The sequence below is a fragment of the Streptomyces sp. P9-A2 genome, from assembly GCF_036634175.1.
GTDB classification, from domain to species: Bacteria; Actinomycetota; Actinomycetes; order Streptomycetales; family Streptomycetaceae; genus Streptomyces; species Streptomyces pratens.
In genome coordinates this window covers 154629-167294 of sequence record NZ_JAZIFX010000001.1, presented here as the reverse complement: position 1 = coordinate 167294, position 12666 = coordinate 154629, and the positions used below count along the sequence as shown (strand labels likewise).

At 70.9% G+C, this 12666-nt stretch carries 15 protein-coding genes and 1 pseudogene; 7 read left to right on the top strand and 9 right to left on the bottom strand.

The features are described from left to right. Positions 1-63: 63 nt before the first annotated feature. Entirely contained in the window at positions 64-744 is a 681-nt protein-coding gene (locus tag V4Y04_RS00745; protein WP_332425040.1) for a lysophospholipid acyltransferase family protein, read from the bottom strand. 252 nt (positions 745-996) lie between these two features. Between V4Y04_RS00745 and V4Y04_RS00740 the strand changes: the two genes are divergently transcribed. From V4Y04_RS00740 to V4Y04_RS00730, 3 genes are all read left to right on the top strand, one after another. Further along, on the top strand, positions 997-2187 hold the full coding sequence (locus V4Y04_RS00740; RefSeq protein WP_332425038.1) for an MFS transporter: 1191 nt from the start codon (positions 997-999) through the stop codon (positions 2185-2187). Between the two features lie 198 nt (positions 2188-2385). Beyond that, the gene (locus V4Y04_RS00735; protein WP_443080158.1) at positions 2386-3276 is read left to right on the top strand and encodes a DMT family transporter; all 891 of its coding nucleotides are present in this window, start codon (positions 2386-2388) and stop codon (positions 3274-3276) included. 282 nt (positions 3277-3558) lie between these two features. Beyond that, positions 3559-4437, top strand: a complete 879-nt coding sequence (locus V4Y04_RS00730; protein ID WP_332425035.1) for an endonuclease/exonuclease/phosphatase family protein — start codon at positions 3559-3561, stop codon at positions 4435-4437. Positions 4438-4465: 28 nt separating this feature from the next. On the opposite strand, the gene V4Y04_RS00725 is transcribed toward V4Y04_RS00730, so the two are convergent. The 3 genes from V4Y04_RS00725 to V4Y04_RS00715 form a co-directional block, all read right to left on the bottom strand. Continuing rightward, positions 4466-4798, bottom strand: a complete 333-nt coding sequence (locus V4Y04_RS00725) for a putative quinol monooxygenase (protein WP_332425034.1) — start codon at positions 4796-4798, stop codon at positions 4466-4468. A gap of 531 nt (positions 4799-5329) precedes the next feature. Continuing rightward, the gene (locus tag V4Y04_RS00720; protein WP_332425033.1) at positions 5330-5788 is read right to left on the bottom strand and encodes a DoxX family protein; all 459 of its coding nucleotides are present in this window, start codon (positions 5786-5788) and stop codon (positions 5330-5332) included. Between the two features lie 536 nt (positions 5789-6324). Continuing rightward, complete coding sequence (locus tag V4Y04_RS00715; RefSeq protein ID WP_332425031.1) at positions 6325-6549, bottom strand: hypothetical protein; 225 nt, start codon at positions 6547-6549, stop codon at positions 6325-6327. A gap of 563 nt (positions 6550-7112) precedes the next feature. Here V4Y04_RS00715 and V4Y04_RS00710 point away from each other — a divergent pair. From V4Y04_RS00710 to ykgO, 3 genes are all read left to right on the top strand, one after another. After that, positions 7113-7556, top strand: a complete 444-nt coding sequence (locus V4Y04_RS00710; protein WP_332425029.1) for a hypothetical protein — start codon at positions 7113-7115, stop codon at positions 7554-7556. Between the two features lie 304 nt (positions 7557-7860). Next, positions 7861-8025, top strand: coding sequence for a 50S ribosomal protein L33 (rpmG, locus tag V4Y04_RS00705; protein WP_055575111.1), 165 nt, complete (start codon positions 7861-7863; stop codon positions 8023-8025). An 86-nt stretch (positions 8026-8111) separates the two neighbouring features. Continuing rightward, the gene (gene ykgO / locus V4Y04_RS00700; protein ID WP_006130958.1) at positions 8112-8234 is read left to right on the top strand and encodes a type B 50S ribosomal protein L36; all 123 of its coding nucleotides are present in this window, start codon (positions 8112-8114) and stop codon (positions 8232-8234) included. A 172-nt stretch (positions 8235-8406) separates the two neighbouring features. Here the strand turns inward: ykgO and V4Y04_RS00695 are convergent, their stop codons facing one another. The 3 genes from V4Y04_RS00695 to V4Y04_RS00685 all read right to left on the bottom strand — a co-directional run bounded on the left by V4Y04_RS00695 (position 8407) and on the right by V4Y04_RS00685 (position 10375). Next, positions 8407-8814 carry a DUF4190 domain-containing protein gene (locus V4Y04_RS00695; protein ID WP_332425011.1) on the bottom strand — a complete coding sequence of 136 codons (408 nt, stop codon included), beginning with the start codon at positions 8812-8814 and terminating at the stop codon, positions 8407-8409. Positions 8815-8839: 25 nt separating this feature from the next. Then, complete coding sequence (locus V4Y04_RS00690; RefSeq protein ID WP_332425009.1) at positions 8840-9712, bottom strand: hypothetical protein; 873 nt, start codon at positions 9710-9712, stop codon at positions 8840-8842. A gap of 240 nt (positions 9713-9952) precedes the next feature. Next, positions 9953-10375, bottom strand: coding sequence for a DUF6003 family protein (locus V4Y04_RS00685; protein WP_332425007.1), 423 nt, complete (start codon positions 10373-10375; stop codon positions 9953-9955). A gap of 379 nt (positions 10376-10754) precedes the next feature. Between V4Y04_RS00685 and V4Y04_RS00680 the strand changes: the two are divergent. Further along, positions 10755-11099 (top strand): annotated as a pseudogene (locus V4Y04_RS00680) (VOC family protein); the annotation flags it as partial. A 189-nt stretch (positions 11100-11288) separates the two neighbouring features. Here the strand turns inward: V4Y04_RS00680 and V4Y04_RS00675 are convergent. Further along, on the bottom strand, positions 11289-12188 hold the full coding sequence (locus V4Y04_RS00675) for an NAD-dependent protein deacetylase (protein ID WP_332425005.1): 900 nt from the start codon (positions 12186-12188) through the stop codon (positions 11289-11291). Beyond that, complete coding sequence (locus V4Y04_RS37610; protein ID WP_443080157.1) at positions 12167-12370, bottom strand: four-helix bundle copper-binding protein; 204 nt, start codon at positions 12368-12370, stop codon at positions 12167-12169. Before V4Y04_RS37610 ends, V4Y04_RS00675 begins: the two co-directional genes overlap by 22 nt. Positions 12371-12666 lie beyond the last annotated feature (296 nt).

The window sequence follows — 12666 nt, the reverse complement described above, 5'->3', positions numbered from 1 at the left end:
CGCCCTTGCTGGTACCCTCCGGCGTCGCCTGGCCGCCGCCGGGTGACCTGGACGACCGAGGGGTCACCGCCCTTCTCCATGGGGCCCGGGAGTGCGGACCGGCTCACCGACGGCGTGTGCCGCTCGCCGCCAGGCGGCACTGACCGCACCGTGCGCGACCGACGTACCGCGCGCCGTCTCCGCCGGCAGACGCACCGGACCGCCGATGTGCACGTGGAACCGCGGGCGGCGCGCCGGGGCCGTGAGCACACCGGCCAGTTGCTTCGCGACCGTTCCCGAGCAGAGGCGCCGGGCCCCCACCTGACCGACGGGGACCACCGGCGCGTGGGTCGCGACCACCAGTCGTGCGAGACCGGTGCGGAAGGGCAGGGGTGCGGCGCACCTCGCGTCCTGGTGCAGGGGGAGACCTCCTTCGGCGTAGATGAGTACATGACGCCCCGCCCCGAGTGCTCCGGCCGCGGCAGCGAGTGCCTCCGATGCCCGGGCCGATCCCCGGTGGACGGGAATGTGCCCTTCCCGTGTCAACGCCCGGCCCAGCAGCGGCACGCGCCAGAGACCCGCCGTCACCAGGATCGCCGGCATCACGTCCACGGACCGCAGGGCGGCCAGGACGACCGCGGGATCGGCCACCGAGTCGTGGTTGGCGACGAAGACACTGCCCACGGGGTACGGTCCGTCCGCCTCGCGGGTGACGGTGAGGCGTCCGAAGAAGGGCAGCAGGGCGGCGGCGGCACGGCTGAGCATGGTCGGCCTTTCGACACGGGAATCCTGCTCGCCAGTTTCGCGTGCCGACGCGTTCCGGCACATGAGTATCCGCGCCCACGGGTACCGCGTGGTTCTCCCCATGACACAGCCCCATGACACGGCCCCATGACACGGCCCCATGACACGGCCCCCATGACACGGCCGGGGACGGCGCCCGGTGCTTTCCGGGTTCTCCCGGCCGGTTGGCGTGCCGGGCGGGACCGCGGCGCACACGGGGCTACCGTCGTCGGCATGGCCGGTGATCGCCCGGGGTGGCGCGCGTGTGTGCTCGGCGGTGCGGTGTTCGCCGTGTGCATGGTCGGTACCACGCTGCCGACCCCTCTCTACGGTCTCTACCAGGAGAAGTTCGGGTTCTCCGAGCTGACCGTCACCGTCGTGTACGCCGTGTACGCCTTCGGTGTCATCGGTGTCCTGCTGCTGGCGGGGAACGTCTCGGACGTGGTGGGCAGGCGCCCGGTGCTGCTGTGGGGTCTGGGATTCGCGGCCCTGAGCGCCGTCTGTTTCCTCAGCGCCGCCGACCTGGGGTGGCTGTACGCGGGGCGGCTGCTGTCGGGACTGTCCGCCGGGCTGTTCACCGGGGCCGCCACGGCGTTCGTGATGGAGCTGGCGCCGCCCGGCGGCGCCTCTCGCGCCACATTCGTCGCGACCGCCGCCAACATGGGCGGGCTGGGATGCGGACCGCTGCTCGCGGGAGTCCTGTCCCAGTACGCGGCCGGGCCGCTGTACCTGCCGTTCGTCGTGCACCTGGTCCTGGTGGCCGGCTCGGTCGTTGTCCTGCTGAGACTTCCGGAGACCGTACGGGAGCGACGCCCGCTGAGCACCGTACGGCCTCGACGGCCCGGCCTGCCTCCGCAGGTGCGGGCGGTGTTCGGGCCGGCGGCGATCGCCTCGTTCGTGGGTTTCGCGCTGTTCGGGGTGTTCACGTCGGTCAGCCCGGCGTTCCTCGCGCAGTTCCTGAACGTGCAGAACCGCGCCCTGATCGGGCTGGTCGTCGCGCTGGCGTTCTTCGCCTCGACCGCCGGGCAACTGGCCGTCGGCCGGGTCGGGGCGGCACGGTCCCTGCCATGGGGCTGTGCCGGCCTTCTCGCCGGACTGGCGCTGCTCGCCGGCGCGCTGCACTGGGACCTGCTCGCGCTGGTGGTGCTGAGCGCGATCGTCGGCGGCGCCGGGCAGGGGCTGGCGTTCCGCGGCGCGCTGTCCGCACTGGCCGAGGTGTCTCCGGCGGGGGAGCGGGCGGGTGTCATCTCCATGCTGTTCGTGGTGGCCTACGCGGGCATCTCGGTGCCGGTGATCGGCGTGGGCTTACTGACGGGCCCTCTCGGCCTGCAGGACGCGGGGCTGGTGTTCATCGCGTGCATGATCGTCCTGGTCGTGACCGCGACCGTCTACCTCCTGAGGCGACCGGTACCGCCGGGGACGTGAGCGCGGGGGCCGCGGTGACATCCGCGCCCGCCTGCCCGGCATCCGCCGGGGCCCGGAGCGGTCACCGAGCAAACGGCCGCCACCGTACGGGCCGCGACACGCCCCCGTGTGTTCGCGAGAAGGAGGGAGAACGCGGGGCACCATGGCAGGGCCCGGGGGCGGGCCGTCCCGTCATCCCGGAGGACCCACACCGTGGACATGCTGCTGCCGGTCCTGTTCGCCCTGGGCGCCGCGTTCAGTAGCGCGCTCGCCACCGTACTGCAGCGCAAGGCGGCCCTCGGCGTGCCCCGGTCCGACAAGCTGAGGGCCGGGCTGATGCTCGACCTGCTGCGGCACCCCGTCTGGCTCGCCGGCATCATCACCATGATCACCGCGGCGGTCTGCCAGGCCGTGGCACTTGCGACGGGACCACTGACGATCGTTCAGCCCCTGTTCGTGCTGGAGCTCCCGCTCGCTCTGGCCATCGCCACGGTACTGTTGCGGGGGCGGCTGTCCCGCACCGGCTGGGCGGCCGCCTTCGCCGTGGTGGCAGGACTCGCCGTCGCCCTGGCCGCCGCCTCGCCCGCGGGAAACCGCACGCACGTGCCGATGGACCGCTGGATCCCGGCACTCGCCGTCTGCGCCACCGCGATCGTCGCCCTCGTGCTCGCCGCGCTCCGCCGGCCCGGGAGCCGCACCCGCGCAGCCTGCTTCGGGCTGGCCACCGCCGTCGCGTACGCGGTGACCGCGGCGCTGATGAAGGCGTCGATGCACACACTCGACGACGGCGGCGTCACCGCGTTCCTCACGGCCTGGCAGACCTACGGCTTCGCCCTGTTCGGCGCGTCGGCGCTGTTCCTCCTGGAGAACGCGCTGCAGGCGGGCCCCCTGGTCGCGTCCCAGCCCGCCATCACCCTCGGCGACGCGAGCGTGAGCCTGGCGCTCGGGCTCACGGTCTACTCCGAATCCGTGCGGTCGGGCTGGTGGCTCCTGCCCCAACTGCTGGGCATCGCCCTGATCGTGACAGGCGTGCTGATGCTCTCGAGGCTGGCGCTCGCCCGTTCCCTGACCGGCGAGGACCGCTCCACCGTCAACGCCGAGGCTCCGTGAGCCGTCCCCGTGGACGGCGGTGAGCCGGCGGACACCGGGCGGGGCGCGGGACAGGTACCGTGCGACGGTATGGAACCACCGGCTCGCCCGCACTCCGCCGACGGCACCCGGAAGGCGGCACGACGGGACACCCCGGCATCGCGACAGGGGAGAGGCACCGGGGACCTGGTGGATAAACCCGCCCACCTGGTACAGGTGTTGACGTGCTGTCAGGCGATCTGTCGCGCCGACCGGGCCCCGCCCCTCCCGCGCGTCCCACCCACCACCTGATCCGGAGCAGGCATGAAACCGAGCTTTTCCCGCCTCGTCCGCGGCGCTGCCGCCACCGCCGCGCCGGCCGTAGTCCTGCTCGCCGCGGCGGCGCCTGCGACAGCCGCGGGTGCCGGTGCCACCAGGGCGGACGCCCCGGCGGTGCCGCTGAGAGTGGCGACCTACAACATTCACGCCGGTGCCGGTGAGGACGGGGTCTTCGACCTGGACCGGACCGCGCGGGCACTGCGTGATCTGGGCGCCGACGTGGTCGGCCTCCAGGAGGTCGACGTGCACTGGGGCGACCGCAGCGAATTCGTCGACGAGGCCCGTGCACTGGCCGGGAAGCTGGACATGCGGGTGTTCTTCGCACCGATCTACGATCTGGCCCCGGCAGCCGAGGACGCAGAGCGCCGGCAGTACGGTGTCGCCGTCCTGAGCCGCTATCCGGTGATCGAGGCGGAGAACCACGAGATCACCCGGCTCTCCACCCAGGCACCCGGCCCGGTGCCGGCCCCGATGCCCGGGTTCGCCGAGGTGACGGTCGACGTCAAGGGCGTACACGTGCACGTCTACAGCACGCACCTGGACCACCGGGCCGACCCCTCGGTCCGTGCGGCCCAGGTGGCGGACATGCTCGACGTACTGGCCGCCGACCGCGGACCGAAGATCCTGATCGGCGACTTCAACGCCGAGGCGACGGCTCCGGAGCTGGCACCCCTGTGGCAGCGGCTGCGGGACGCCGACCCGGACGGCGGTGGGACGTATCCGGCGGTCGCCCCGATCAAGCGCATCGACCTGGTGGCCGCCTCCTTCGACATCACCGTGGCCGGTGCCGAAGCCGTGGCGGCGGAGGCATCGGACCACCGCCCGGTGGTCACGGATCTGAGGGTCCCCCGACGCGGCCGCTGAACGGTCCGGATACCTCAAGGCGGGTACGTCACTCCCGCTCGGGGACGCTCATCTCACCCAGGAGCGACCAGTCGTCCTGCGCGACCGTCGCGTTCACGATGCGGGGCGTTTCGGCCAGGTGGGGCGGCAGGGTCCGCTGCGCGGCCCTGAAATGCTCGGAGTGCACATGGGCCGCCCCCGCCTCGTCATCGCGGAAGGCCTCGACCAGGACGTACTCCGTCGGGTCATCGAGGCTGCGGGACCAGTCGAACCACAGACAGCCGGGCTCGTCCCGGGTGGCCGAGGTGAAGTCCGCGGCGATCCCCGGCCACTCGTCGGCATATTCGGGGCGCACCCGGAACTTCGCGGTGATAAAGATCATTCTGTCTCCCTCGTCATTCTCCGGCACGGTCGCGCCCTCGGGCGCGGCACTCTTCGCACCCCGGCGCATCCGACGGGCGAACCCTGCCACAGAGCCTGTCACCTCGCCTGTCCGCCCCTCCGACCTCGCGGCGCGTGTCGATGACGTCGCCCGCCACACCGACCGGCTCCGCCGGCACAGCGGCGACCGGCGCCAAGGGCCTCGGAGGCCACCGGGGCGCTGAGCACGGCCGGTGGCAGCCCGACACGATGGCCCGGTGACGCCACTTCTCGTCCGGATCGATCAGGCATACCGGGCACGCGCGTTCCCGGAGCCACGACTCCGTCCCTCGCTCAGGCGCGGATCGCCGCGCATCACATGGGGCCGCCCGTCCTCGTGGGGGAGGAGCGACTGCAGCCGCCCGTGCGCGGGCGCGGGACGGTCGGGGCGGAACTCGCCGCGGCCTCGATCCGGTCGTCAATGCGCCGGAGGCGCAGCCGGATCGGATGCGGCACGGAGACCCCGTGCCGGACGTCCTCGTCCCGGTGCCGCCTACTCGCCCACCCGCTGCGCGGGCTTTGGGCGAGCAGACCGCAGGACGTCGGTTTCCCCTCGGCCCACGACGCCCGACAGGGACAGGGCACCCGGCCCGAAGAACACGATGAGCAGGAATCCCCAGCAGAAGAGCGCGGGGGCGAGGCCACCGTTCTGCAGCGGGAACAGGCCGTCCTTCTGGTGCTCCGTGAAGTAGGCGAAGGCCATGATGCCCGAGCTGACGAAGGCCGCGCTGCGCGTCGTGACTCCGAGGAGAACGAGGACGCCGCACACCAGCTCGATCACCCCGGCGTACCAGAACGGCCAGTCGCCCACCGGGCTGGCCGTTCGGTCCAGCACCCCGAAGACCGTAGCCGCGCCCTCACTGGCGAACAGCAGACCCAGGACCATACGGAACAGGCCCAGTACGAGGGGCTGGCGGCTCGTCAGCCGGTCGCTGATACGTGCGGTGCTCATCGGGCACTCCTTGAAGATGTCGCTGTGCGTCGGGTGCTTCGGGCTGTGCGGAATTCTGCTGTGCGTGTCCTCCCGCACTCCCTACGCATGCGAGCCCCGGCGGGTTCAGGCGTATCGCGAGGTTCTTGCACATCATCACGTTCCGTTTCCCTGGAGACATGGTCGCCCCAGGTCTCGAAACGAGAACGCAGGCCTGCCGGCCGGGAAACCCTTCCCCCCCCGGACGGGCACGTACGAGACGGATGAGGAGCCTGTGGATCACTGACCGAAGACAGTATGCGGCCGGCGGTGTGCCCAGGGCGTGAGGTCTCCGGCACGGTGTGACGGACACGCGTCATGCCGTGCCGAACCACGCCTCGGCGAGCGAGAGCAGCGTCCCCCGGGCAGACACGGGGAGCTTCCGCATGTACATGTATCGGGGAGACTGCCGTACACGGGCAGCTCCGCAGTCCTGATACCGGCGCCAGGACCGGCCGCGCCGGCATCGGAAGTGCCCGGCGGTCAGGCGTTGGGCAAGGTGTCGTACTCACTGCCTCTCAACCGCGGTGTTCGTGCTCCCAGAGACAGACTGCGGTCCGGTCGGCGCCGCCGAGGGGAACCGCCTGGTCGAAGTGGCCCAACACGGAGGGCAGTTCGGGTGGACCCTGCGACCATGCCGCGGTCAGGGCTTCGTTGTTCCGGCCGGTGAACAAGTCCACGCAGTGGCCGGTGCACAGCACCAGGGCGTCTCCTGGCCTGGTCTCGATCCGCTGCCAGGTCACGTCCTGCGGACGGTCCGGCAGGCAAGCGGGACTGTGCGGGCGCCCAGCCGATGAGGTCGGCCGGAGGGACGCCGGACATGGGGACCTCACCCGCCCGCGCTTCGGCCGCGAACGCGGTGGCCCTTCGCAGATCGCCGGCCGCGAGGGCAAGCACTTCGCGGAGTTCCCCGGCCGTCTGCAGCAGCTCGCGCACAGCCCGGCGACGGTCGTCGGCCATGTCCTGGAGCCCGTCCCGTGCTGTCGGGTCGTGTCCCTCTTGTACGAGGTCGCTCCCGCCTTCCGGCGCTGCTGAAACCCCCGTGTATCCCCACTCTCCGGTGTCCCGTCCGACGGCCGAAGACTGAACTTCGGCTTGACGGGCTCAGCCAGGTTACTTTGCCATGAGGTGGAAACCGCATGATATGGGTGAATCCCAAGAAAAATACGATGATCAGACTATTCTGCCGGATTCCTTGAGCGGTCACGTCTCCAGCCGCCAGGTCCCCTGCTCACATCCGCCCCGCACACGGCTTGCCCCGAACGCCGCAGCCTTCTGCGGCCCTGCCTGGGGAACCCGTCTTCGTATGAACACGAACGCGCAGCACCCCGCCCCTGAGCACCGGCGGCCGGACGGCGTTTCCGACACGACGGTCAAAGCCCTGGGCGGACTGTCGAAGGCGCTGGAGACGGCCGAACGGGCCCGTGGTGCGCTCTATGCGTTCCACCAGCTGACCGGCGGCGCCGACCTCGCCCTCGACGACGCGGTGCGCCTGCTCCGCGAGGCCGGCCACGAAGAGCAGGCGGACCGGGTGGAGCGTGAGATCCTCGGCCGCAACGTGATCCCGGGGCACTGGACCTTCCAGATCGTCGAGGCGTACAACGCCACGTACTACCGGCCCTTCCAGCAGATCGAGCAGGGGATCCGGCAGGAACTGGCCGAGGGGCGTGACCACCTGTACGAGGCGGAGATGAAGGAGGCCCGCCGTACCCGGCACCACCCCGACCACACTGCCCGCCCCGCCACCTGACCCTTGTGGCCGGTGCCGAAGGCCCGGTGGACGGCGCTGACGCGGTGTCCCCGGGTCTCACCCATGGCCCACGGGGACGGTCCTTCGGCTGAAGCACTGCGGAGCCCTTCGCCGCGTGGGTGACCGCCCTCCATGATCTTTTGCACGTGGCATCGGTCCGCCCGGCGAGGTGCCGGGCACGGAGCGGGCGGCGGTCCCGGCCTGCTGAACGTGGGACGCGGAATACGGAGCCCGTCGACACTGTTGTCCACTATGTCTGGCATGCCCGAGTCAATGGCTCGGGCGGTGGCGAAAGGAGCACCTCATGGCACGCAGCACTGCACGGCCGGTCGTCAAGCTGAGGTCGACAGTAGGCACGGGGGTCACCTACGTGACCCGCAAGAACCGTCTGAACGATCCCGACCGGCTGGTCCTGCGGAAGTACGACCCGGTCGCCGGTGAGCACGTCCTCTTCCGCGAAGAGCGATGACACCTGCCTCCGTCGCCCTGTGGCGGAGGCCCCGAGGGGGAGCCGAGGGCGCCCCCGCCCGTTCGATACCGCGGAAGAAGGCCCTGATGAAGGTACGCAAGTCCTTGCGCTCGCTGAAGGCCAAGCCGGGTGCCCAGGTGGTGCGTCGGCGAGGCGTGACGTTCGTGATCAACAAGAAGGATCCGCGTTTCAAGGCCCGCCAGGGCTGACGCGCCGGCGCGATGGGCGGCCCGGTACCGCGATCGCGGTACCGGGCCGCCCATCGCGCCGACGGGGGAGCGGAGCGGAAGGCCGGCCGATGCTCGACCGGCGCTCACACGGTGCCGTCGAAGAAGACCCGCACCTTCCGGAGGAATCCGTCCCGGCCCTGACCACCGGGGCTCACCGGTTGTCGACGTCCCGGTCGAAGTTCTGCGCGCACTGCTGTCGGTCGGCTTCGGTGTCGGCGTGCTCGACACATTCGGTGTAGCTCTTGAATTCGTCGCTGTTGAACACGGCCGCGCCCATGGCCAGGAGCACCGAGGAGGTGATGAGTGCGAGCGCGCCGATCACCGCGCCGATCACGGACATCGTTCCATTGGTGGCCACGCCGTGCTTCTTGCGCCGGTGGCCGATCACTCCGAAGATCAGCGCCGGCAGACCGAGTACGATCCCGCCGATCACGGTCCAGAACAGTACGGCGCCGACCAGTCCTAGAACCAGAGCCGCGACACCGAACCCGTTGCGGCGCTCACCCGGACCGGCGGGGCCGCCCTGCCACCCCCCGTGGTGTCCTTGCGTCGATGTCATGGTCGCTCCTTCGGTACGAGACGGATCAGCCCTGCTTCCGGCTGCCTTCGAGGGCCTTCTGGGTCAGGTCGGTGACCTGCCGGGACGGCGGCGCCTCTGCCTCCACGTCCGTACCGAAGTCGCTGAACTCCATGACGGTGCGCACCTTCGCCTGCTGGGAGGACGAGGAGGCCCGGTCCGGGGCACCGCTCTCCGCGGGGGCCTTGAGCGTCATGTCGATCTGCTGCCGCCGGATGCGGCCGTCGTCGTCGAGCCACACGTCCATCGGCAGCGTCGGACCGAGTTGTTGCCGCAGAGTGGCACCGTTGGGGAGTTCGACGACGTCGACGGCGACCCGGTAGTGGGTGGTGTTCACCTCGCCGACTTTGGCGGTGCCCTTGCGGGTGACGTCCTTGTCGTCGATCGCCTTGGTGAACGTGGCCGCCTGGGCGGGATCGTTCACGGACTGGTCCCCGACTCCCCGGCGCTCGGCGACCTTCTGCAAGTCGATCTTGATCCACGGCTTACCGCCGGGGGTCTCGCCCCGGGGAAGCTTCTGGTAGAGCACCTGATCGACGACCCGCTGTTCCATGCGCTCGCCCTGCGCGCCGAGGGTCATGACGCTGTCACCGTCCTCCAGGTCGACGGTCCCCCGGCCGTTCGCCGTCACCGAGGTGCCGTCGGCCGAGGTCTGCACGCGCAGCGTCACCCGCGCGGTGTCCTGCTCGGCCGTCCTGTCGTAAGCGGAACGGACGGCCTCCGTGCCCTGCTCCCGAGCGCTGGACGTCTCCTTCCCCGCGGAGCGGTCCTTCCCCTCCGGCGAGTCGCCGTCGTTGCCGCAACCGACCAGCACCGTGCCGGCCAGAACACCGGCCACGGACGCCGTGCCCACCCGGACGCTGCCGCTTGACCTGACCATGTGATGTGTCTCCTCTCAGGTGTGCGTAGGCTGGCCCGCCGCGGTACCGGCCTGGCGTCCCGGCTGCCCCTGTTTGCAACGAAAGCACCTTCGAGAGCCAATATTTGACGCAACGTCACCGCACCTGCCGGTGCGAGGTGACCCCTGCGCGGCCGGGGCGGCCGGAGGGCGGGCCACCGGCTTACGGCGCGCCGCCGTCGGCCGGGGCCCGGTCGCGGCCGCGGTCCGGCAGAGGTGGTGTCAGTGCGTCAACGCCTCGACGACGGCCAGGTCTTCACCGGTCAGTTCCGCGATGCGGCGCGCCGGAACCCCGGCTGCCAGGGCACGGGCGAGCAGTGCGTCCCTGCCGTCCGCGCGGGAACGGTAGGCCAGTAGTTCCTCCTCCAGCCGGGCGACGTCGGGCGGCGCGGCATGCCGGCGTACGCGGCTCAGCTCCTCCTCCCCGAGAGGGACGGGCAGCCGCTCGGCATCGTCGGGAAGGGCTGCCGTCTCCTCGGGCGGCAGCAGCCGAAAGCCGGGGGACGTCGCGGTGATCCCCTGCGCTTGCAGCCATGCCCGGACCGCGGGGGTCTCCATACAGGCCAGTTCCCCGACGGCCGCGGGGGGCACGCCGATCGTCACGGCCGTGCCGTTCAGCAGGACGAGGTAGGCGTCATCGGTCATCCTTGGGCCCTCACGGGAGAAGTTCTTGTCCTGACGGCACCCCCTGTACCCCCCATCGGCCGTCTCACGACCACTCCCGGCCGTAAGCCATCCACGCCTGCCGCGCGGCGGACAGGTGGACACCCGCGTTGCCGAGGACGAGGTCCGCCGGCCCCCACGATCCGACGACCTCTGTCCGCAGGCACGGATCTCGGCCGCGGCCCACCGCCCGGCTCCTGCCCACGGAGGGCTGTGGCGACGGTGGTGAGCGAAAACGAGTTGACCGGGCGGGGCCACAGGGGCAGGCTCCCCCACGACTTGGACGAAGCCCTGTTGCCGGCTCGCCGCCCGCACGATCGGCGGGTGCGGGCGGCGAGCCGGCGGATCGGATATGCGGAAGATGACGTCTCAGCTCCACGCCCTCTGCTTCGATGCGAACGATCCCTTCCGCCTCTCGCGCTTCTGGGCCGGTCTCCTGGGTTGGGAGACGGCCCACGAATCCGACGACGGGCCCACTCTCCTACCGAACGACGACACAGGGTTCCGGCTCCGATTTCTCCCCGCCCGGGAGCAGAAGTCGGGCCAGAACCGGATGCACTTCGACCTGACGAGCACGTCCCTCGACGACCAGCAGCAGGTGGTGGCGAGGGCACTCGGGCTCGGCGCCCGCCACATCGACATCGGTCAACGCCCCGAGGAGGGGCATGTGGTGCTCGCCGATCCGGAAGGCGACCAGTTCTGCGTCGAGGGCCGCCATCGCGGTTGGCTGCCGCCCTTTCGCCTGGTCCTTCGCGAAGCGAAATCCACTCGGCTTGACTTCTCCAAGGAGGCGGCAGTGAACGCTTGAATCAAGCGTTCAGTGGTCACTCGTCACGTCAGTCATCAACTGCCGCTTCCAGCTCGGGAGTTAACCTGTTCACCGTACAGACCCCGCTCAGGCCGTCAACTCGTCGTCGACGGGGATGTTCAGCCGGTCGGCCAGGGTGGTGAGGGCCGTTCCCAGCGGGAGCGCGACCCGGGTGGCGGCGTGCCGGTCACCCCGGGTGGGGTCCCGGTTGACGATCAGTACGGGCTTTCCGGCCTGGGCCGCCTGGCGGACGAACCGGAGCCCGGACATCACCGTCAGCGAAGATCCCAGAACCAGTAGCGAGGCCGCCTCACGGACCAGCGTGCGGCAGTGCTCGACCCGCCGCGGCGGAACGGCTTCGCCGAAGAACACCACGTCCGGCTTGAGGATGCCGCCGCAGAGCGTGCAGGGCAGCACGCGGAAACCCTCGACCTGTTCGTCGGTGAGGTCGGCGTCACCGTCCGGGTTGATTCCGGCGGCCACCGGCTCGAAGCCCGTATTGGCCTCCTCCAGCCGCCGGGCGAGTTCGCGGCGCGGGCTGAGGGCGCCGCAGGAAAGGCAGACGACCCGGGCCAGACTTCCGTGGAGTTCCACGACGTCCTCGCTGCCCGCGGCCTGGTGCAGGCTGTCGACGTTCTGGGTGATCACACCGGTGAGCAGGCCGTGCCGCGCGAACGCGGTCACGGCCCGGTGCCCGGGGTTGGGGCGGGCGCGGCCGAAGGTGCGCCAGCCGAGGTGGCTGCGCGCCCAGTACCGGCGCCGGGCCTGGATGCCGGCGGTGAAGTCCTGGTAGGTCATCGGAGTGTGCCGGCTCAGGCTCCCGCCCTCGCCCCGGTAGTCGGGGATGCCCGACTCCGTGGAGATCCCCGCCCCGCTGAGTACCAGCACCCCGCCGGTACTCAGCGTCTCGGCGACCGGCTCCAGATCCGTGGTGCCGGGTGGCAAGTCCTCGGCGGGGGACCAGCTCAGAGTGGGGCGCATGCGCATACCGCCAGGGTACGGAACAGGCGGCCCTCCCCGTTTGTGCCGTCCGCCGTCCGCCGTCCGCCGTCCGTAGGGGCCGCCCGGGCGCACGCGGACAGGCATTGGCCCAGCCGGGCGAGCAGTTCGTCGCACACCGGTTCGCACCGCCGGCACACCTTGGCGCACACGCGGCAGTGCTCGTGCATGTCCGAGTGGAGGGCGCACTCCTCCCCGTACGACGACGCTGTGCAGACGATGGCACAGACCTCGAGCACAGCCCGGGCCGATGTCGGCGTAGTAACCGGCGTGCCGGGACAGGACGCCCGCGATCAAGGTGCTGCCGCCCCGCGGCTTCAGCCGGTCGCGGCCGAAGGGCCGGCGAAGACGTACTTCCCGCGTCGAGCGATCCACTTGACAGGAATCAGCTGATGTTTTTCGGTTCCTCGCCGCGCCACCCCACGCCGTGACCTGTCTCGTCGTACGTCGCGGGAACCTCGCCGGC